The organism is Dongia soli, from assembly GCF_034044715.1.
Classification (GTDB): domain Bacteria; phylum Pseudomonadota; class Alphaproteobacteria; order Dongiales; family Dongiaceae; genus Dongia_B; species Dongia_B soli.
This window is the reverse complement of the sequence record NZ_JAXCLW010000001.1, coordinates 559,486-580,633: the sequence shown is the minus strand read 5'-3', so window position 1 is coordinate 580,633 and position 21,148 is coordinate 559,486. Positions and strand designations below refer to the sequence as shown.

Sequence of the window (21,148 nt, the reverse complement as noted above, 5' to 3'; positions counted from 1 at the left end):
ACGGATTGACGGATGTCGGATGACACTGTGATTGCCGAGCCCTTGATGACCGAACCGGCAGTCGATCGCCGCGTCGGCGTCCTGCTGCCTTTGCCTCTGGGCGGCACGCCTGGCGGCATTTACGACTATCGTTGCCCCGCGCATCTTCAGCTGCAACCGGGCGATTTCGTCGAAGTGCCGCTCGGCAAGCGCAGCCTGATCGGCGTGGTCTGGCAGGAGGGCAACGGCGATATTGCCGCAAACCGCGTGAAGGACGTCATCGCGCGGCTCGACGTGCCGCCGATGCCGGAGGTGACGCGGCGTTTCGTCGATTGGGTCTCGTCCTATTGCATGGCGGCGCCCGGTGCTGTGCTACGGATGGCGATGAGCGTGGCTGATGCATTCCAGCCACCGCGATCCTTGACCACCTGGCGTTGTAGCGAGGCCGCCATGTCTTCCGCGGAAAAATTGAGCCCGCAACGGCAGCGCGTGCTTGCGGCGTTGCGCGAGCGCCCGCCGATGCAATCGACCGAACTGGCGAAGGAAGCCGCTGTCAGTGTCAGCGTCATTCGGCAGATGGCGGAGCGTGGTTTGATCGAGTCAGTGGCAATGCCCTTGCCCTTGCCCTTTGGCGAGCCGGACCAAGCGCGGCAGGGACCGCTTCTGTCGCCGGAACAGCAATATGCTGCAGATCGCTTGTGCGAGGCCGTGCGGGCTGACAGCTATAGCGCCACCTTGCTGGATGGTGTGACCGGTTCGGGCAAGACGGAAGTCTATTTCGAAGCGATCGCCGCGTGTCTCGCGCAAGGAAAGCAGGCGCTGGTCCTGCTGCCGGAAATCGCCCTTGGCGCGCAGTGGCTGCGCCGTTTCGAAGCGCGCTTTGGGGCGCTGCCGGCGCAATGGCATTCGGAACTGACCGGGCTCGAGCGCCGCCTGACCTGGCGTGCCGTATTGTACGGCAAGGCCAAGGTGGTGGTCGGCGCGCGCTCGGCTCTCTTCCTGCCTTATCCCGATCTCGGCCTGATCATCGTCGATGAAGAGCATGAAGCGGCCTTCAAGCAGGAGGACGGTGTCATCTATCAGGCCCGCGATATGGCAGTGGTGCGGGCGCATCTCGGACAAATACCGGTCGCCCTAGCTTCGGCGACGCCGTCGCTTGAGAGCCTTACCAATGTCGAGAGCGGCAAGTATCGCGCCTTGCATCTGCCGGATCGTCATGGCGGCGCGCAATTGCCGAGCATGCATCTCGTAGATCTGCGGCGCGATAAGCCGCCGCGGTCGAGCTGGCTTTCGCCAACCTTATTGGCTGCCTTGGAACAGACCCTGGCCGCCGGTGAGCAGGCCTTGCTGTTTCTTAATCGCCGTGGCTATGCGCCGCTTACCTTGTGCCGCGATTGCGGCCATCGCCTGCAATGTCCGCATTGCACTGCCTGGCTGGTGGAGCATCGCTTTCATCAGCGGCTGCAGTGTCATCATTGCGGCTTCAGCACGCAGATGCCGTCGAGCTGTGCGAATTGCGGTTCCACCGGTGGCTTCGCCGCTTGCGGTCCCGGTGTCGAGCGATTGGCGGAAGAGGCGGCGATGCGTTTTCCCGAGACGCGGCGCCTCGTCCTCACCAGCGATACGGTGACCGGTCCGGCCAAGGCGGCCGAACTGGTGCGCGCCATCCAGGACCGTGAGATCGACCTCATCATCGGTACCCAGATCATCGCCAAGGGCCATCATTTTCCCGATCTCACCTTGGTGGGCGTGGTCGATGCCGATCTCGGTCTCAATGGCGGCGATCTGCGCGCAGCGGAGCGAACATTTCAGCTGCTGCATCAGGTGGCCGGTCGCGCCGGGCGCGGCAGCAAACCGGGCCAGGTCTATCTGCAGACCTATGATCCCGACCGGCCGGTGATGCAGGCTCTGGCGTCGGGCGACCGCGAGGGTTTTCTGGCGGCCGAGGCCGATGACCGCGCCATGGTCGGCATGCCGCCTTTCGGCCGGCTGGCGGCCGTCATCGTGGCCGGCAGCCAGGAAGCGGCGGTCGACGATCTGTGCCGTGACCTGGCGCGCAGCATGCCGCAGATGGAAGGCGTGAGCATCCTGGGGCCGGCGCCCGCACCTTTGGCCGTTTTGCGCGGTCGCCATCGGCGGCGTTTTCTGGTGAAATGTCGGCGCGATGTGGCGCCACAGGCGGTGCTGCGCCGTTGGCTGGACGGCAAGGGGCGGAAGGGTGATCCGGCGATCCAGATCGATATCGATCCTTATAGTTTCATGTGAGCGGGATGATGCGTGAGGCGAGACGGGAGCAAAGACAGCCGGATGTGTCGGTGATCATCGCTGCCTATCAGGCGCGGGAATTCATCGAGACGGCGATCGCCAGCGTGGTGGCGCAGCAGCATCAGGATTTCGAAATCGTGGTGGCGCCGGACGAGCCGGATGATTACGCCTTCCTGGCGCAATGCGATCCGCGCATCCGGTTGATTGCGCCGGTCGCCGCGCCGACCGGGCCGGCGAAAGCGCGGAACCGGGCGACCGCGGCGGCGCGCGGCCGCTTCATTGCCGTGCTCGATGCCGATGATTGCTGGTCGCCGAATTATCTGTCGCGCCTGTTGCCGCTGGCGGAACGCCACGGCACAGCTTATGGCCGCACCGCCATTACCGATTGGCAGGGAGTGGAATTGCGGTCTATTCCGGCGCGCGATCATCAGGCGACGATCGGCTTCGAGGAATTCGCCGCCGCCTATGGATCGCTGCATGGCGTGACACGGCTTGATCCCGCCAGGCAGTGGCAGGATCTGCTCGCCGAGGACGTCCTCTATGATCTCGAAAGCCTGGCCCTGGCTGGCGGTGCGGCACCCTATGCGGCGGATGCCATTTATACATTGCGGATACGCCAGCAATCGTTGTCCCATAGTGACCATTTCATCCATCGCATCGATGCCGGCTACGAACAATTGATCGCCCTCATCCGCGCTGGTGCGACGGCGATTGCCAAGCCGCATTTCGACGCCGCTGCCGGAGTCTTCCATTCCTGGCGCCGGATGAACGGCCGGTTCGCCACTGCCTGGCAGGCGGACCGGTCGACTGAATTCCATGCCTTCGTCGCTGGATTGGCTGGCGAACCGCTCGGGGAATAGTTGCGCCAGCCTCTCCGTTCTCTTATTGTTCTCTTCGTCGATTCCGACACGAGGATGACGAGCGATGATCCGGCTTTATCTCGGCCCATTGAGCCTGTTTTCCCGCAAGGTGGAAATCGCGTTGCTGGAAAAAGGCCAGGCTTTCGAACGGATCCTCGTGCCGTTCAGCCAAGCGCGGGGTTATGAGCCACGCCACCCCGCAGTCTTGGCCGCCAATCCGAAACGCCAGGTGCCGGTGCTGGTCGACGGCGATCTGACGCTTTTCGATTCCACCGTTATCTTCGAATATCTCGAGGAGGCCTATCCTCGGCCCGCCTTATATCCGGTGGGTGTCCACGCCCGGGCGCATTGTCGGCTCCTGGAGCTGACGGCGGACGAGATTCTTTTCGCGCCGGTGCGAAACCTGCTCTATCGGACCGAGCCGCCGCATCCCGATGCAGCGCGGCAGGCGGAGCGGGACCGGGCGGGGCTGGAAGCTGAGTCGGCGCTCCGCGACCAACTGGCGGAATTGGATAAGCGGCTGGCGGGCGGCGACTTTTTCTGCGGAGATTTGTCCGTGGCCGATATCGCCCTTTTCATGACGGTGCTCTTCGCCCAGCGTCTGGGTGGCCCGGCTTTGGAAAAGTTTCCACGTCTCGCCGCCTGGTATGCGCGGCTTTTGCAGCGTCCGGCTTTCGGCGCGGTCGCAGCGGATATCGCCGCTGCCGACAGGGAGCTTTCTGCCGCATTGCATCGCTGATAGCGTTAACCAAGCAGCTGCGTTGCAACCGGAGGCGGGGCGGCGCATGTGAAGCCTCCATGGGACGCCTCGTCGCAGGCCCTACTGCAGGCTTATCGCGACCCGCTGTTTTTTGATGTTTACGATTATATTTCAATCCGTTAATGCTACCCCCGCGGTGCTGTTGCAGACCCTGACAGGTTGTGTTACACACCGCACGCCTTTCACGCTTCCATAGGGCTGTGCAGGGCTGTCCTGACGATCGTCTTTGGGGGCGAAAGTCGGGAAAGTTAAGACGATCACACATCGTTTATCCGACGACCAACCAGGGACGGGGGCAGAAATTGGCAGCCCAGACATCTGAGCAAGGCGGGCTGGCGACGCGTTACGCCGCGGCGCTGTTCGAATTGGCTGAGAGCAAGCATCAACTGGATGCGGTTGCGACGGATCTTGCCGCTTTGGCGAAGATGGTCGCCGACAGCGCCGATTTGAAGCGCCTCATCAACAGTCCGGTCCTTAGCCGCGCCGAACAGGGCAAGGCGATGGCGGCGGTATTGAAGGCCGCTGGTTTCGGCGAACTCACCCAGAAATTCATCGGCCTCGTCGCCCAGAACCGCCGGCTCTTCGCGGTGCCGGCGGTGATCAAGGCCTTCCAGAAGAGGCTGGCCGACAAGCGTGGCGAGATGACCGCCGAGGTCACCGCGGCGCGGCCGCTTACCGATGCGCAACAGGCAGCCGTCAGCGACGCGATCAAGCGCGTGGTCGGCGGCAAGGTCGCCATCGATGTCAAGGTAGATCCCAGTTTGCTCGGTGGCCTGATCGTCCGGATCGGCAGCCGCATGATCGATAGTTCGCTGAAAACCAAGCTGCAGAAGCTGCAGTTCGCCATGAAAGGGGTTGGATAATGGAAATCCGCGCCGCCGAAATTTCCGCCATTCTCAAGCAACAGATTGAGAATTTCGGCAACGAGGCCGACGTCACTGAAGTTGGCCAGGTGCTGTCCGTCGGCGACGGTGTTGCTCGCGTCCATGGCCTGGATAACGTCCAGGCCGGTGAAATGGTCGAATTCCCCGGTGGCGTCCGTGGTATGGCGCTGAACCTCGAAACCGACAATGTCGGTGTCGTGATCTTCGGCGACGACCGCGCCATTAAGGAAGGCGATACCGTCAAGCGCACTGGCACCATCGTCGACGTGCCCGTCGGCCGTGGCCTGCTAGGTCGCGTAGTGGACGGCCTCGGCAATCCGATCGATGGCAAGGGGCCGCTGCAGAATGTCGAACGCAAGCGCGTCGAAGTGAAGGCTCCCGGCATCATCCCGCGGAAATCCGTGCATGAACCGATGCAGACCGGCCTGAAGGCCATCGACAGCCTGGTGCCGATCGGACGCGGTCAGCGCGAACTGATCATCGGCGATCGTCAGACCGGCAAGACCGCCGTCGCCCTCGATACGATTCTGAACCAGAAGTCGATCAATGCCGGCGAGGACGAATCGAAGAAGCTCTATTGCATCTATGTTGCCATCGGCCAGAAGCGCTCCACCGTCGCCCAGTTCGTGAAGACGTTGGAAGACAATGGCGCGCTGGAATACTCGATCGTGGTCGCCGCGACGGCCTCCGAGCCGGCCCCGCTGCAGTTCCTGGCGCCCTATACCGGCTGCACCATGGGCGAGTACTTCCGTGATAACGGCATGCATGCCGTTATCTTCTATGATGATCTTTCCAAGCAGGCCGTCGCGTATCGCCAGATGTCGCTGCTGCTGCGTCGTCCGCCGGGACGCGAAGCCTATCCGGGCGACGTCTTCTATCTGCACTCCCGCCTGCTGGAACGCGCGGCGAAGATGAACGACGCCAATGGCGCGGGGTCTCTGACGGCTTTGCCCGTCATCGAAACCCAGGCCGGCGACGTCTCGGCCTATATCCCGACCAACGTCATTTCGATCACCGATGGTCAGATCTTTCTCGAAACGGCGCTGTTCTATAAGGGCATTCGTCCCGCAATTAACGTCGGCCTCTCGGTCAGCCGCGTCGGTTCGGCCGCCCAGATCAAGGCGATGAAGCAGGTTGCCGGCAAGATTAAGCTGGAGCTAGCGCAATATCGTGAAATGGCCGCCTTTGCCCAGTTCGCCTCGGATCTCGATGCGGCGACGCAGAAGCTTCTGGCACGCGGCGCGCGCCTGACCGAGCTGCTGAAGCAGGGCCAGTATCAGCCGATGCCAGTCGAAGAGCAGGTCGTGGCAATTTTCGCCGGCGTCCGTGGCTTCCTCGACACCATCGACACCAAGGACGTGAACCGCTTCGAACATGCCCTGTTGGGCGAGATCAAGGCAAAGCACGTCGATGTGCTCGACACGATCCGCCAGGAGCGGGAGCTGTCGAAGGCGACCGAGGACAAGCTGACCGAGATCATGACCCACTTCGTGAAGTCCTTCGCCTGAGGCGAGATCGAATCGCTGAGACGACAGAACGTAACGAAGGCATTGGGAAGGGCGAGGGATGCCAAACCTCAAGGATCTAAAGATCCGCATCAACAGCGTGAAGTCGACGCAGAAGATAACCTCCGCCATGAAGATGGTGGCGGCGGCGAAGCTGCGTCGCGCGCAGGAACAGGCGGAAGCCGCCCGCCCCTATGCGGAGCGGATGGAACGCGTACTCGGTTCGCTTGCTGCATCGATGGCGGGGATCGAAGGCGCGCCGGCATTGCTGGCCGGCACCGGCAAGGACCAAGTGCATCTGGTGGTCGTGATGACCTCGGATCGCGGCCTGTGCGGTGGCTTCAACGGCTCGATCGTGCGCGGCGCCAGGAAGCATGTCCGCGACCTGAAAGCCGCCGGCAAGACAGTGAAGATTCTCTCGGTCGGTCGCAAGGGCAGCGATCAGCTGCGCCGTGAATTCCCCGGCGACATGATCGGCACCATCGAAGATGTGGGCAAACCGCGCCTCAGCTTCGATGCTGCGGAAAAGATCGCCGCGCGGGTCCGCCATATGTTCGATCATGGCGAATTCGATGTCTGTACGGTGATCTACAACAAGTTCAAATCGGCGATCAGCCAAATCGTCACCTTCCAGCAGCTCATTCCTTTCGCTGTAGGCGGTGCCGCTAACGAGAATGCGGACGCGCAGCTGGCGCAGTACGAATACGAACCCGATGAAGGCGCCATCCTGGCCGATCTCTTGCCGCGCAATATCGGCATGCAGGTCTATCGGGCGCTGCTTGAGAATGCCGCCAGCGAACAGGGCGCGCGAATGACCGCGATGGATAACGCGACCCGCAATGCGGGCGAGATGATCAACAAGCTGACCATTACGTATAACCGGACACGTCAGGCCAATATCACCAAGGAGCTGATCGAAATCATCTCCGGTGCGGAAGCGGTTTGATAAAGGCCGTCTAATTAAGACCTTGGGGTCAAAGGAGCTAACACCATGTCGAAGAATATCGTCGGCAAAATCACCCAGGTGACGGGCGCCGTCGTCGACGTTCATTTCGAAGGCGACCTGCCGTCGATTCTGAACGCGCTGCATGTACAGAACCAGGGCAACCTGCTGGTGCTGGAAGTTGCGCAGCATCTCGGTGAGAACACCGTGCGCGCCATCGCCATGGACTCGACCGATGGTCTGGTGCGCGGCGACGAAGTGACCGATACCGGTGCCCCGATCTCTGTGCCCGTTGGTCCGGAGACGCTGGGCCGCATCATCAACGTCATCGGTCAGCCGATCGACGAGCGCGGGCCGGTCAACAACAAGAAGACTCTGCCGATCCATCGTGCGGCGCCGGAGTTCAGCGAGCAGTCGACCGAAGCCCAGGTGCTGATCACCGGCATTAAGGTCATCGATCTGCTGGCGCCTTACGCCAAGGGCGGCAAGATCGGCCTGTTCGGCGGTGCGGGTGTCGGCAAGACCGTCACCATCATGGAGCTGATCAATAACGTCGCGAAGGCCCATGGCGGCTACTCGGTCTTCGCCGGCGTCGGCGAGCGGACCCGCGAAGGTAATGATCTCTATCATGAAATGATCGAATCCGGCGTTATCAAGCTGGATGGCGAAGGCTCCAAATGCGCCCTGGTCTACGGCCAGATGAACGAGCCTCCGGGAGCCCGCGCCCGCGTCGCGCTCTCCGGTCTCACTCTCGCCGAATATTTCCGCGATGAGGAAGGCCAGGACGTGCTGTTCTTCGTCGACAACATCTTCCGTTTCACCCAGGCGGGGTCGGAAGTGTCGGCGCTGCTTGGCCGTATCCCCTCGGCCGTCGGTTATCAGCCGACGCTGGCGACCGATATGGGCGCGCTGCAAGAACGCATCACCTCCACCAAGAAGGGCTCGATCACCTCGGTGCAGGCCATCTACGTGCCCGCCGACGATTTGACCGATCCTGCGCCGGCGACCTCGTTCGCCCACTTGGATGCGACCACCGTGCTTAGCCGTCAGATTGCCGAGCTCGGCATCTTCCCGGCGGTCGACCCGCTCGACTCGACCTCGCGCATGCTCGATCCGCGCGTGATCGGTGAAGAGCATTATCAGGTCGCCCGCGATGTGCAGCGCGTGCTGCAGAGCTACAAGGCACTGCAGGACATCATCGCCATTCTCGGCATGGACGAGCTTTCCGAAGAGGACAAGCTGACGGTCGCCCGCGCCCGTAAGATCCAGCGCTTCCTCTCCCAGCCCTTCCATGTGGCCGAAGTCTTCACCGGTACGCCGGGCGTGCTGGTGAAGCTTGAAGACACGATCAGGGGCTTCAAGGGCATTGTTGCCGGCGATTACGACGATTTGCCGGAATCGGCCTTCTACATGGTCGGCACAATCGAAGAAGCGGTCGCCAAAGCCAAGAAGATGGCCGAGGCCGCCTAAGCATATGTAGGCTGAAGCTTATAGCGACTAAAACCGGCGCCGCAGCCGCGGCGCCGGTACAGGTTTAAGAAGACGATCCGCGGATCGCCGCGGCTTATGAAGGGTGAAACATGGCGGATCAGGTGCGTTTCGAGCTCGTCTCGCCGGAGCGTCTCGAACTGGCGACCGATGTGGAGATGGTCGTGGTGCCGGGCGTGGAGGGTGATTTCGGCGTGCTGCCGGGACATATGCCGCTGATTTCGACCATCCGGCCCGGTGTCATCGCGGTGTTCCGCGACGGCAAGGTGGCGGAACGGATTTTCGTCGAAGGCGGTTTCGCCGAGGTGACCCCCGAAAGCTGCACGGTCCTGGCTGAACATGCCAAGCCGGTCGCCGATCTAGACCAGGGCAAGGCAGCCCAGGCCGTCCAGGATGCCAAGGAAGACGTCGAGGACGCAAAAGACGACGAAAGCCGGCAGGAAGCCAGCAAAGTGCTGGAAATCGCCGAGGCTCGCTTGGCCGCGGCCGCGGAACCGTCGCCTTATTGATGTGTTGATTAACGCAACGCGACGTGCAGTCGGCAGCGACTGCTGCGTTGCTTTTTGATCCTGCCGTCAGCTTGCGGTTAATGTACTGATGGCAGATCGAAGACGTTCTGTGCGATTCGATGAGTATATATCGCAGGTTGCGACGGCGGCTGTCATCGTCTTGTCAAGTTGCCGTCCTTGACCTAGTCTCCTGGGGCTGGACTAGGCACTTGGGATCGCGAAACACGAATCGCATCCGGGGTGGGCCCGGCAAGTCAACCAACTAACGTATCTGCAGCCGCATGAGTCACTGGACGCTCGAACAGATCCGCTGGTCGTCGTTCGACCGCAGCAAGATCGATCCTGATCTAGTCAAGGTCGTCAAGGCCGCCGCCATGGTGGAATACAATGGCGGCGACTATGCGACCTATCTTTGCGGAGTCTTCAATGACGATCCGGCCTTTCAGGATGTCATCCGCGCCTGGGCGGTCGAGGAAGTGCAGCATGGCGCAGCTTTGGCGCAGTGGGCCAAGCTGGCCGATCCCGATTTCGATTTCGATACCTGCTTCGCCCGGTTCACCGATGGCTATCAATTCCCGCTTGATGTGACGGCTTCGATTCGCGGTTCCCGCGCAGGTGAATTGGTGGCGCGCTGCATCGTCGAAACCGGCACGTCGTCCTATTACACGGCATTGATGGAAGCGACCGACGAGCCAGTGCTGAAGGAAATCTGCCGCAACATCGCGGCCGATGAATTGCGGCACTACAAATTGTTCTACAGCCATTTAAAGCGCTATCTGGAGCGTGACGGGATTGGTCCCTGGCAGCGCATCAAGATCGCGCTCAGCCGCATCACCGAATCGGAAGATGATGAATTGGCCTATGCCTATTACGCGGCCAATCATCCGCAAGAGAGCTACGAACGCCGTCGGTTCACCCGCGCTTATGCCCGGCGCGCCTATCGCTATTATCAACGCCGCCACATCGAACGGGCGATGGCGATGATCCTGAAGGCGACTGGCCTCAATCCGACCGGGCGGCTCAACCGCTGGCTGACCGGCCTCGGCTTCTGGTTCCTGAGGTCGCGGGCCCGGCGGCTTACCGCCGCTGACGCATAGATCGAGCGCTTTTATCCCAGTTTGAGGCGCTCGACGCTGGAGTGGCCTTGCATCCCTTCCCACCAAGTTGTCAGCCGAGGATGTTGCGCCAGCAGATCCCGGCCTTCAGATGCTTGGACGAAGTATCCGATCATCGGCACGGCATGCAGATCGGCAAGGCTAAGGGCAGTGCCGACCAGCCAATGATCACTTTCCATGAGGTCTTCGATGGCGCCCAGACAGCGCGCGGCTCTCGGGAGCGCAGCTTGCAAGCGTGCTTCGTCGCTTACCCGGCCTTCTTTGGGAGCGGAAACGCGTTCGACATAAATGTCCCAGACGAGGGTCCGGTAGGCATAGTTATCGAGGAGGCCGGTGATCTGATTGAGGCGCGCCCTTGCTTGCGGTGCCGCCGGTTGCAAAGTGGGGCCGGCGAAGGCTTCATCAATATAACGCTCGATGGCGCCGCTTTCGTAGAGCTCGAACGCACCATGCCGGAAGCTGGGAATGCGGCCGAACGGATGGCGCCGGAGATGGTCGCTTGGCACGCCGCCTGGGGCGAAGACATCCACCTCGACCAGCTCATAGGCAACGCCCTTTTCTTCCAGTGCCAGTCGTACCGCACATACATAAACGCTATAGGCCGCGCCATAAACAATCGGTAGGTCGGAAGGCGGGAACATGGAACTATCTAGCAGTTGCTTGGGGGATTGAGCTCTACATAGCGCCGGATGGCGCGGACGCTATGTGATATCGTCTGACGGCGTAGCAGCACCAGCAGGAACAGGATGATGGCCGCAAGGAAAGCAATGGCGCTGCTGAACCAGGCCAGCCAGGCGAGGGCAAAGTAGTAGCAGCGGATGCCGGCACCGAAACTGGCGAGGGCGCTGCTATAGACGATGGCGACCTGGTCGGCCATTTCCAGGCGATGCGGGTGTTCGTCCTTGGCCAGCGGCGCTGCGCCGATCAAGGCGCAACAGTAATTGTACTGTCGCAAGGCCCAGGTGAAGCGGAAGAAGCCATAAACGAAGACAGCGATCAGCCCGACGAGCTTGAGCTGGAATACATCCGTCGAACTCGCCGCGACGAAAAACCAGCTGCTGATCACGCGATAGGCATCCGTGGTCTTGCCGAGCAACCCAAGCAGGCCGGCGATCACCAGGATTGTCGCCGAACTGAAAAAAGAAATCGACGCAACGGTATGGCCGGTCAATGCGGAATCGACAATCCGGTCCGGCCGCTCCATCATCCGCTGCATCCAACTGCGCCGGACCTGATGTAGTACCGAATTGAGATTGTTGCCGCCGGTCAGCAGCCGAGCGATAGAGCCGTAGCCGAAGAAGATCAGCAGAAAGACCGCCAGGCTCAACCAGTCGAGCGGGGTGAGATCGGATGTCATCTCAGTTTAGTCCACGCTGCCTCGATCAGGCGCCCGATTTGGCTCAGGAATGGCGTTTGAATTGCCGGCTGAGGCACTGTTCGAAGAAGTCATAGATCTGGGGATCCATCTGTTCGAATTTCAGCGCGACTTCCCCCGTCTGGCTGTCGTGGCGGATGACCCGGGCGGGAAGACGGAGATGGACATCGGCCTGACTGTCCTTGGCCTTGATCTCCGCGGTGATGATACTGTCTTCCTTCAACTCGCCGACAAAATCGGAAATCAGCAAGCCGCCCAGCGACCAGTTGACGGTGGAGCAGGTGGTTCCGTTCAGGTCCACGGTAAAGACTGGCAGCAGCAGCCGCTTGTCCTTGCGTTTTTCCGGGCCGCGTACCTGTCGGTATCCCATTGTGTATGAAGACATGAGCCGTGCCCCCTTATCGAAGGGCCCACTGTAACAGAAGCTTGCCGGTCCGTCTGTAGTGCCAGCGTGATCAGAAGCTGCTGTCGAGGACATGGCCGTCGGATTCGGCGACGGCGCTGGCGGGCCAGATGGCAACCCAATGGTCCCGGGCGACCCCGCGATAGATCGGCAGGGCGGGCAGGCGAATCGGACTGCCGTCGAAATAGGTCAAAATAGCCCCGCCCGGATGGCGATCGGCCCAAAGCCAAGCCTGTTGCGGGGTCTCCACCACATCCGGCGCTTTCAGCAGGCGGCCCTGAAAATCGAATTCACCGCGATAATTGCCGTAGATGGCGATCGGCTGGCCGGCCTGCTGCATGGTCTGCAGCCGGCTGGCGACCGGCGTCAGGTCGAAAAATTGCGCGAGATTGGTGGGAAATTCGATATTCAGGCAGGTCATCAGCAAGCTGGGCAGCAGGGCGACCTGTAGTGTGCGCAACAACTGCTGGCGGGGTGAGATCTGCGCCAGAATATAACCGGCAACCAGCAGGATCAGTCCTGAGGTGAGCCCCATTCCGCCCAGCCAGATCGGCAGGGAGACGCCGAACAGCCAGCGCCATACGACATCCAGATGGGCAGTCGGAATGATATTCATCAGGAAGAAGATCAACCCGATCAGCAAAGCGAAGAAACCCGGCACGACGCCGTGGAAGTCGCGGGCCTTGATTTCCTGCGTTGCCAGCAGCCTGGCGCCGATCAGGCAAAGCGGTGCGGCAGCCGGCAACAGACCCTGCAATTCCCAGCCGCCGGCCAGGCCGGCGATGATCGTCGCAAGAAGATAGGCAGTGCCCAGCCGCAGGCCGGTGCCGATCTGATCGCGCAAGGAGCGATGGAGCGCTCGCCATAACGTCTTCCAGCAGATCCAGGGATAGAGCATGACGGGGAAAAAGATCAGGCTCCAGACTTCACGGCGGGATGCCTCGGTCGCCGGGTCGAGCCAGCCATTGCCGAAAGAAATCCAATGATCCAGCGATCCCAGCATGTCGAGCCAGACCAGCGCCATGATGGCGGCCGGCAATGAGGCGAAGACAATTTCGCGCCACCATCGCCCCAGAACGCGTAACCCTTCCGGGCGGGTGGAAACGCCGGTATTGGCGGCCGAACTGCCAGGATCGAGCAGCGGGGCCAGCGCACCCACGATCGGCAAGGTGAGCCAGGCGGCCCAGCCGGCTGCCATCACGATGCCTGTCTGCAGCACCATCAGCACCAACAGATGGGCAAAACGCTGTTGCCCCGACAAAGGCAGTGTCCAGAGCCGCGCCATCAGGATGAAACCCGCCAGACTCATCGGCAGAATCAGCATCTCCGGCACGATCATCGACAATGTGATGACGAAGCCACCCAAGCCGATCAGCAGAATTCGGGCAAAATGCACGGTGCTGCGGCGATGCGGCCAGAGCGTTAGCGCCGCCGGCCGCATCAACCAGATGGTCGCGAGGCCGGCCAGGGGCGAGAGCAAGCGCGGCCACCATTCATTGACCCCGGTCCAATGCCAGCCGCCGAGTATCAGCCAAAGCTGCAGGGGCGGCATTTGCGGGGTGGGCAGTTCGTTGCGCAAGGGCTGCCAGACACCATCGCTCCACATATGCCAGGCTGAGGCTAGAGTCTCCAGTTCCAGCGGCGCTGTCGGCGGGCGCAGATAAAGCGACGTGACTGTTACGATGGCCCAGAGCACATAGGGTGAAATCTGGCCCGTCCGGCGCAGACCAAGCGGCAGGTCGGTCGGCTTGGCGATCATCTGCGTGCTCTCGCTCATGCCGTTTCCGTTCGTCATCGAGGTTGTTCAAAGATATCGAAATCGATGACGGCGCCTTCAGCCGCAGCCGCGGCTTCCCAGGCCCGGAAGGCCGGCCAATCGAGGATCGCGGACATATAGGCGGCGCCGACCTCGTCCAATGTCACGCCATAGGTCCGGAAGCGGCTCACCACGGGCGCATACATGGCATCGGCGATGGTGAAGCTGCCGAACAGGAACGGACCGCCGAGATGGCGCCCGAAATCCAGTCGGGCCTGCCGCCAGATGTCGCCAATCCGGGCAATCTCGGCGGCGACAAGATGGGCCCGGGACTGAGCCCGGCGATCCGACCTCAGATCCATCGGCAGATTCGCGCGCAAACCGCCAAAGCCGGCATGCATTTCGTTCGCGATCGATCTGGCATGGGCGCGGGCCGCGGAGCCGCTGGGCCATAATCCTGCCTGTGGCGCTAATTCCGCCAGATACTCGCAGATCGCCAGGCTTTCCCAGATGACCACGTCGCCGTGACGCAGAACCGGCACCTTGCCGGCCGGCGACAAGGCCAGAAATTGCGCCTTGCTATCGGGCTGCCGCAACGGCAGCAGGACCTCGCGAAAGGGCAATCCCGAGTGCTGCAACGCCAGCCAGGGCCGCAGCGACCAGGACGAATAGTTCTTATTGCCGATATACAGCGTGAGTTCAGTCACGAATACACCCCCGTCGTCATCCTTGTATCCTTCATGGCGGATATTCCTTGCAGATGGATGGCCATTTTTAGCATGCGATCCGGCCGCGAACTATGCCCCAAAGTTTCCGGCCGAGACCTTGCGGGCGAACGCAGATTTGACATGACCTGCGGCGGGATTTTGCGTACAGATTCAGGCCCCGTTGCGGCTACAATCCGCCGCGGAACCGGCAAAGATGCCGCCCATCTGTCGCAATGCTGTCTTAGGAGTTGCCACCTTGCTCGACCATCTCGTCGACCGCGCCGCTAATGCCGTGGTCATTACGCCGATCCGCGCCGCCCGCCTGGGGGACTGGTTGAAGGCGCAGCCGGCAAGCGTGCAGCGGTGGGTCAAGAATGTCGATTTCCAGGCCAGGCCGGGCAATACCTGTTTGGTCCCCACAGGCGACGGTAAGATCGACCGTGTTTTGCTCGGCGTTGATGAAGGGCTGGACCGCTGGTCGGCGGCCGGCCTGCCCGCCGCCCTCCCGGCGGGGGCCTATCAGCTCGATGGCGAAGCCGGGTTCGATGCCACCGCTTTCGCCTTCGGTTGGGCCGTGGGCGGCTATCGGTTCCAGCGCTATAAGGATGCAGACAAGGTTCTCGCCCGGTTGATCTGGCCGCAAGGCGCCGACCGGGCGGTGGTCACGCGGCTGGTCAACGCGCTCTTCCTCGGCCGCGATCTCATCAATACCCCGGCCAGCGATATGGGGCCCGCCGAACTGGCCAGCGCCGTCAAGGCTGTCGCCAAGACTCATAAGGCGAAATACCGCGAAATCGTCGGCGACGATCTCCTGAAGCAGAACTATCCGACCATTCACATGGTGGGCCGAGCAAGTAGCCGGGCGCCGCGCCTCATCGATCTGCGCTGGGGCAGCGAGGGACCGAAGCTAACCCTGGTGGGCAAGGGGGTTTGTTTCGATACCGGCGGTCTCGATCTGAAGTCCGGCAGCTATATGCGGCTGATGAAGAAGGATATGGGCGGTGCCGCCCTGATGCTCGCTTTGGCCCAGGCAATTATGGATGCCAAGCTGAAGGTGCGGCTGCGCCTGCTGGTGCCGGCGGTGGAAAATAGCGTCTCCGGCAATGCGATGCGGCCGCTGGACATCGTCAAGACGCGCAAGGGAATCACGGTTGAAATCGGCGATACCGATGCCGAAGGACGGCTGATCCTGTGCGATGCTTTGGCCGAGGCGGAGAATGACAAGCCTGATCTGATCATCGATGCCGCCACCTTGACCGGCGCGGCGCGGGTTGCGCTGGGGACAGAGATGCCGGCTTTGTTCGCGACGGATGACGATCTCGCCGATGCGCTTCTGCTGCAAGGCCGCACGCAAGATGATCAGCTCTGGCGCCTGCCGTTGAACAAATCCTACCGGCGCCTGCTGGACAGCAAGATCGCCGATATCAACAATTGTTCCGAAAGCGGCTATGCCGGCGCCATTACTGCGGCACTCTATCTGCAGGAATTCCTCACGCCCGGGACTACGTGGATGCATATCGATTCGATGGGCTGGAATGTGAGCAGCCGGCCCGGCCGCCCCGAGGGTGGCGAAGCGCTGGGATTGCGCGCGCTTTATGCTTTCATCGCCGACTGGGCGAAGCCCAAGGGAAAGGCCTCGGCCAAGATCATCGCCAAGACACCGGTGCCGCGTCCGGCGCCGCGCAAGCCGCAAGTCTCGCGCTTGCGCCGGCGTTGAGCCTCAGCAGGTTGTAACCGTGATGCCGGCACCGATCATCATGGTGCCGGCGGTCCGGCTCATCGGGCGATGCCCGGCTATGACTAGTAACCGGCCTGCCGGTCGACCAGGTGACGCAAGGGCTGCCCCGCTTCGAAATCGAGGATCTGTTGCCGGATCGCCAGCACCGCGGCATCCGCCTCGGTCATACTGGCATTGTGCGGCGTGACGAAGAGGCGCTTCTGCTGCCAGAAGGGATGATCTTTCGGCAGCGGCTCGGTCTGGAAGACGTCGAGCGTGGCGGAACCGATCTGGCCATCCTGTAAAGCTGCAAGGAAATCCGCTTCGTTGAGTTGTGCGCCGCGCCCGGCATTGATGAGGGCCGCGCCGCGCGGCAAATGTGCGAAGAGATCGGCATTCAGCAGGCCACGGGTTTCCGCCGTCAGCGGCAACAGGCAAACCAGGATATCGCAGCCCTTGAGAAAAGCCGGCAATTCCCCGGCGCCGGCGAAACACGCCACATTCGAAAGCGATTTGCGGCTGCGGCTCCAGCCGCGCAGCTTGAATTTGAAAGCGGCGAGCTGCTCGGCTGCCGCCGCGCCGATCTCGCCCAGGCCCATGATGCCGACGGTGCGATCCCAGGGAGCGGGATAGCTGTGATCCAGCCAGATGCCGTGGGCCTGCGCCTCTTCCAGTTCCCAGACGCGGCGGTGATGGTAGAGCACCTGCCAGAGCACATATTCCACCATGCCTTTGGTCAGCCCTTTTTCCACCATGCGCACGATCGGCAAATGCGCGGGGATGGTGGTATCGGCGAGAATGCCATCAACCCCGGCGCCAAGTCCGAAAACGACCTGCAGATTCGGCAAGGCGGCCAATTCGCCGGGCCGTGGCCGCCAAGCCAGGCAGTAGCGGATGCTGGCGGGATCGGCCGCCGCTTCCTCGGGGGAGACGACAGTGATCTCCGGCGCCTTCTCGGCGAAGACCGAACGCCAAGAGGGAGTCCGGTCGTGGATGCCGGCAAAATAAAGCCGCCGGCTCGAAGTCGTCGTCATTGTTGCACTGTCTCCTGATGCACGACCCGGTGCTGCAACGCTGCCGCGAGAAGGGCCTTGGTATAATCCTGTTGCGGATCGTCGAAGATCTGATCGACCGCGCCGGTCTCGACGATCTCGCCCGCGCGCATGACCAGGACACGGTCACTCATGGCCCGCACCACGCGCAAATCGTGGCTGATGAAGAGATAAGCGAGATCGTGACGTCGCTGCAAGTCGCGCAGCAGATCGACGATCTGCGCTTGCACCGACATGTCGAGGGCCGAAGTGGGTTCGTCCAGCATGACGAGGCGTGGCTTCAGGATCAGCGCGCGGGCGATGGAAATGCGCTGCCGCTGGCCGCCGGAAAATTCATGCGGATAGCGATGCCGGCTTTCCGGATCGAGACCCACTTCGCGCAAGGCCTCGATCACGGCCGTCTCCCGATCGGCCGGCGTCGCGGCGAGATCATGCACCTGCAATCCCTCGGCAATGATCTCGCCGACCGAAAGGCGCGGGGAAAGAGCCCCATAGGGGTCCTGGAAAACCACCTGCATCTCTCGCCGCAATGGCCGCATGCCGCGCTTGCCGAGGCGGTCGATGCGCCGGCTGTCGAAGCGGATCTCGCCGGAGCTGCGGATCAGACGCAGCAAAGCGAGGCCCAAAGTCGTCTTACCGGAACCGGATTCGCCGACGATGCCGAGCGTCTCGCCGGTGCGCAATTGCAGATCGGCCCGCTCTACGGCATGGATGTGATCGACGACACGGCGGAAGATGCCTTTCTTGATGGGGAACCAGACCTTGACATCGTTCGCAGCGAGCAATTCGGGCGCCGATGCGACGACCGGCTCTTTGCGCCCGCGCGGCTCGGCGGCCAGAAGCTGCCGGCTGTAGGCATGTTGCGGCGCGCGAAAGAGATCCCTCGTTGCGCTGGCCTCGACAATCCGTCCGGCCTGCATGACGCAGACCCGATCCGCCATCTTGCGCACGATGCCGAGGTCATGGCTGATCAGCAGCAAGGCCATGCCCAGCCGTGCCTGGAGATCCTGCAGCAAGGCGAGAATCTGGGCCTGCACGGTGACATCGACTGCCGTTGTCGGCTCGTCAGCGATGAGGAGGTCGGGCTCGTTGGCAAGCGCCATGGCAATCATCACGCGCTGGCGCTGGCCGCCGGATAACTCATGGGGGAAGGATTGCAGCCGCCTTTCGGCGTCGGTAATGCCCACAAGTTTCAGCAGCTCAACCGCCCGTTTGCGCGCGCTGTCGCGATTGGCAGAGGCGCCATTGGTCGCCCGGTGCAGCATCAGCATCTCGACGATCTGCCGGCCGATGCGGTGCAGCGGATTGAGGCTGGTCATCGGTTCCTGGAAAATCATTCCGACGCGGTTGCCACGGATACGCCGCAGGGCTCCGGCGGGCGCCGTCAACAGCTCCTGCCCCTGCAGCCGGATGCTGCCGCTGGGGTGGCTGGCCAGAGGATAGGGCAGGAGTTTCAAGATGGAGAGCGCCGTCACCGATTTCCCGGAACCAGACTCCCCAACCAACGCCAGGGTCTCACCGCGATTGATCGTGAAACTGACATGATCGACCACGGTCTTGCCGCCGAAGGCAACCGACAGGTTGTCGACTTCCAGCAGCGGCCGCGATGCGGCTTTCATTTCCTCGTTCATGCGGATGTCTTCCTCGGGTCGAAAGCATCCCGCACGGCCTCGCCGATGAAGATCAGCAAGGTCAGCATCAAGCCAATGACAACGAAGCCGGCGATGCCAAGCCACGGCGCCTGCAGATTCTGTTTCGCCTGACTGAGGAGATCGCCGAGCGAGGGCGAGCCGACCGGCAGGCCGAGGCCGAGGAAATCGAGTGCGGTCAAGGTCGTCACCGAGCCGGCCAGGGTGAAAGGCAGATAAGCGAGCGTTGCCACCAAAGCATTGGGCAGGATGTGCTTCAGGATGATGCGTCCATCCCCCATGCCCAGGGCGCGGGCGGCACGTACATATTCGAGATTGCGAGCCCGCAGGAATTCCGCCCGCACATAGGGCACCGGCCAGGTCCAGCTCATCAGCAGCATGATGCCGAGCAAGGTCCAAAAGCCCGGCACGATGACACTGGCGAGGATCATGAGGATATAGAGCGTCGGAAGGCCGCCCCAGATTTCCAGGAAGCGCTGGAACAGCAAATCGAGCCAGCCGCCGAAATAGCCCTGGATCGCCCCCGCGATGACGCCGATGGCCGTGCTGACCGCCGTCAGCAGCAGGCCGAACAGCACGGAAATGCGGAAGCCGTAGATGACGCGGGCCATGACATCGCGCGCCTGGTCATCGGTGCCGAGCCAGTTGATGCCATCGGGCGGCGAGGGTGCCGCACCGGCGAGATTGGTGATGACCGTATCGTAGCTGAACGGAATCATCGGCCAGATCATCCAGCCTTTCTCGTTGATCGCGCGTTGCAGCGAGGGGTCGCGATAATCGGCATTGGTCTGAAAACTGCCGCCGAAGGTCGTCTCGGGATAATCCTTGAGCACCGGTGAATAGAGGGCGCCGTCATAGCTGATCAGGATCGGCCGGTCATTGGCGATAAACTCGGCGAACAGGCTGAAGCCGAAGAGCAGCAGAAAGAAAACCAGCGCGATATAGCCACGCTCGTTGTTGCGGAAAGCCATCAGGCGTCGCTGATTGAGCGGGCTAAGCCTGGATTTTTTCAGGCGCAAGGCCGATTTGAGATGTTGGCGCTCGCTCATGTCTCGCGCGCCTCGAAATCGATGCGGGGATCGACCAGCATATAGGTGATGTCACCGATAAGCTGGGTAAACATGCCGAACAGGGTGAAGATGAAAAGAGTACCGAAGACGATCGGATAGTCGCGGTTGAGGACCGCTTCGTAACCGAGCAGGCCGAGCCCATCGAGCGAGAAAATGATCTCGATCAGGACTGAGCTGGTGAAAAGGATGCCGATCAGAGAGCCTGGGAAGCCGGCGATGACGATCAGCATCGCGTTGCGGAAGACATGGCCGTAGAGGATGCGGTTCTCGGTCAATCCTTTTGCACGCGCCGTCGTCACATATTGCTGGTTGATCTGATCGATGAAGGAATTCTTGGTCAGCATGGTCAGACCGGCGAAACTGCCAATCACCATGGCGGTCACCGGCAGCACCATATGCCAGAGATAATCGGTGATCTTGTGCCACAGGCTCAGCTCCTGCCAATTCGCGGAGACCAGGCCGCGCAAGGGGAACCAGTCGAGATAGCTGCCCCCGGCAAAGACGACGACCAGCAGGATGGCGAAAAGGAAACTGGGAATGGCGGCGCCGATGATCAGGGAGATACTGGTCCAGACATCGAAATGGGTGCCGTCCCGCACCGCCTTGGCAACGCCGAGCGGGACGGAAATCAGATACACCAGCAAGGTCGTCCAGATGCCGAGCGAGATCGAGACCGGCATCTTGCTGAGGATGAGATTGATGACGCTTCCGCCCTTGAACCAGCTTTGGCCGAAATCGAAGGAAAGATAGTTCTTCATCATCATCCAGAAGCGCTCCGGCGCCGGCTTGTCGAAGCCGTACATCCGCTCGATTTCCTTGATGAAGCGGGGATCGAGACCGCGGGCGCCGCGATACTGGCTGTTGGCGTTGGAGAGCTGGATCGTCTCGCCACCGGCGCTGGTAATATTCGCCGTGGCGCTGGTGGCGGTGCCTTTGAGCTGAGCGATGGTTTGCTCCACCGGCCCGCCGGGCGCGAATTGCACGATGACGAAATTGATCAGCATGATGCCGAACAAGGTCGGGATCATCAGCAGAAGGCGGCGGATCAGATAGGCGATCATCGGCTGCCTCGCGCTGCGATGGTTATCCGCATCGGATGATGCATCTGCCG

19 protein-coding genes are annotated in these 21,148 nt (G+C 61.8%); 10 read left to right on the top strand and 9 right to left on the bottom strand.

The annotated features are described in order from the left end of the window. The first annotated feature begins 12 nt into the window (after positions 1–12). The 9 genes from SMD27_RS02550 to SMD27_RS02510 all read left to right on the top strand — a co-directional run bounded on the left by SMD27_RS02550 (position 13) and on the right by SMD27_RS02510 (position 10,290). Positions 13–2,244, top strand: a complete 2,232-nt coding sequence (locus SMD27_RS02550) for a primosomal protein N' (RefSeq protein WP_320506767.1) — start codon at positions 13–15, stop codon at positions 2,242–2,244. A gap of 5 nt (positions 2,245–2,249) precedes the next feature. Beyond that, positions 2,250–3,104 (top strand): glycosyltransferase family 2 protein, encoded by an 855-nt coding sequence (locus SMD27_RS02545; RefSeq protein ID WP_320506766.1) that lies wholly within the window; start codon positions 2,250–2,252, stop codon positions 3,102–3,104. A gap of 64 nt (positions 3,105–3,168) precedes the next feature. After that, entirely contained in the window at positions 3,169–3,843 is a 675-nt protein-coding gene (locus SMD27_RS02540; RefSeq protein ID WP_320506765.1) for a glutathione S-transferase family protein, read from the top strand. Positions 3,844–4,166: 323 nt separating this feature from the next. Further along, complete coding sequence (locus tag SMD27_RS02535) at positions 4,167–4,727, top strand: F0F1 ATP synthase subunit delta (RefSeq protein WP_320506764.1); 561 nt, start codon at positions 4,167–4,169, stop codon at positions 4,725–4,727. Further along, positions 4,727–6,256, top strand: coding sequence for a F0F1 ATP synthase subunit alpha (gene atpA, locus SMD27_RS02530; RefSeq protein WP_320506763.1), 1,530 nt, complete (start codon positions 4,727–4,729; stop codon positions 6,254–6,256). Before SMD27_RS02535 ends, atpA begins: the two co-directional genes overlap by 1 nt. Positions 6,257–6,314: 58 nt before the next feature. After that, positions 6,315–7,199: a F0F1 ATP synthase subunit gamma gene (locus SMD27_RS02525; RefSeq protein ID WP_320506762.1), complete on the top strand. Its 885-nt coding sequence runs from the start codon at positions 6,315–6,317 to the stop codon at positions 7,197–7,199. A 45-nt stretch (positions 7,200–7,244) separates the two neighbouring features. After that, a complete protein-coding gene (gene atpD, locus SMD27_RS02520) occupies positions 7,245–8,666 on the top strand; it encodes a F0F1 ATP synthase subunit beta (protein ID WP_320506761.1) in 1,422 nt (473 codons plus the stop codon). Between the two features lie 110 nt (positions 8,667–8,776). Further along, positions 8,777–9,193: a F0F1 ATP synthase subunit epsilon gene (locus SMD27_RS02515; protein WP_320506760.1), complete on the top strand. Its 417-nt coding sequence runs from the start codon at positions 8,777–8,779 to the stop codon at positions 9,191–9,193. A gap of 281 nt (positions 9,194–9,474) precedes the next feature. Continuing rightward, on the top strand, positions 9,475–10,290 hold the full coding sequence (locus SMD27_RS02510; protein ID WP_320506759.1) for a ferritin-like domain-containing protein: 816 nt from the start codon (positions 9,475–9,477) through the stop codon (positions 10,288–10,290). A gap of 11 nt (positions 10,291–10,301) precedes the next feature. Here SMD27_RS02510 and SMD27_RS02505 read toward each other — a convergent pair whose 3' ends face one another. The 5 genes from SMD27_RS02505 to SMD27_RS02485 form a co-directional block, all read right to left on the bottom strand. After that, entirely contained in the window at positions 10,302–10,949 is a 648-nt protein-coding gene (locus SMD27_RS02505) for a glutathione S-transferase family protein (RefSeq protein WP_320506758.1), read from the bottom strand. A gap of 8 nt (positions 10,950–10,957) precedes the next feature. Next, complete coding sequence (locus tag SMD27_RS02500) at positions 10,958–11,665, bottom strand: DUF599 domain-containing protein (protein ID WP_320506757.1); 708 nt, start codon at positions 11,663–11,665, stop codon at positions 10,958–10,960. Positions 11,666–11,708: 43 nt separating this feature from the next. After that, a complete protein-coding gene (locus tag SMD27_RS02495; RefSeq protein ID WP_320506756.1) occupies positions 11,709–12,068 on the bottom strand; it encodes a PilZ domain-containing protein in 360 nt (119 codons plus the stop codon). Between the two features lie 70 nt (positions 12,069–12,138). Then, complete coding sequence (locus SMD27_RS02490) at positions 12,139–13,863, bottom strand: ArnT family glycosyltransferase (protein ID WP_320506755.1); 1,725 nt, start codon at positions 13,861–13,863, stop codon at positions 12,139–12,141. A gap of 14 nt (positions 13,864–13,877) precedes the next feature. Beyond that, the gene (locus tag SMD27_RS02485; RefSeq protein WP_320506754.1) at positions 13,878–14,549 is read right to left on the bottom strand and encodes a glutathione S-transferase family protein; all 672 of its coding nucleotides are present in this window, start codon (positions 14,547–14,549) and stop codon (positions 13,878–13,880) included. 214 nt (positions 14,550–14,763) lie between these two features. On the opposite strand from SMD27_RS02485, the gene SMD27_RS02480 reads away from it, so the two are divergent. After that, positions 14,764–16,266 carry a leucyl aminopeptidase family protein gene (locus SMD27_RS02480; protein WP_320506753.1) on the top strand — a complete coding sequence of 501 codons (1,503 nt, stop codon included), beginning with the start codon at positions 14,764–14,766 and terminating at the stop codon, positions 16,264–16,266. An 83-nt stretch (positions 16,267–16,349) separates the two neighbouring features. Here SMD27_RS02480 and SMD27_RS02475 read toward each other — a convergent pair whose 3' ends face one another. Genes SMD27_RS02475 through SMD27_RS02460 form a run of 4 tightly spaced genes read right to left on the bottom strand, consistent with a single transcriptional unit; the run spans position 16,350 to position 21,098 of the window. Continuing rightward, the gene (locus tag SMD27_RS02475) at positions 16,350–17,300 is read right to left on the bottom strand and encodes a 2-hydroxyacid dehydrogenase (protein WP_320506752.1); all 951 of its coding nucleotides are present in this window, start codon (positions 17,298–17,300) and stop codon (positions 16,350–16,352) included. Then, positions 17,297–18,949, bottom strand: a complete 1,653-nt coding sequence (locus tag SMD27_RS02470; RefSeq protein WP_320506751.1) for an ABC transporter ATP-binding protein — start codon at positions 18,947–18,949, stop codon at positions 17,297–17,299. Before SMD27_RS02470 ends, SMD27_RS02475 begins: the two co-directional genes overlap by 4 nt. Next, positions 18,946–20,016, bottom strand: a complete 1,071-nt coding sequence (locus SMD27_RS02465; RefSeq protein ID WP_320506750.1) for an ABC transporter permease — start codon at positions 20,014–20,016, stop codon at positions 18,946–18,948. The genes SMD27_RS02470 and SMD27_RS02465 overlap by 4 nt, the downstream gene beginning before the upstream one ends. Beyond that, positions 20,013–21,098 (bottom strand): microcin C ABC transporter permease YejB, encoded by a 1,086-nt coding sequence (locus tag SMD27_RS02460; RefSeq protein ID WP_320506749.1) that lies wholly within the window; start codon positions 21,096–21,098, stop codon positions 20,013–20,015. Before SMD27_RS02460 ends, SMD27_RS02465 begins: the two co-directional genes overlap by 4 nt. Positions 21,099–21,148 lie beyond the last annotated feature (50 nt).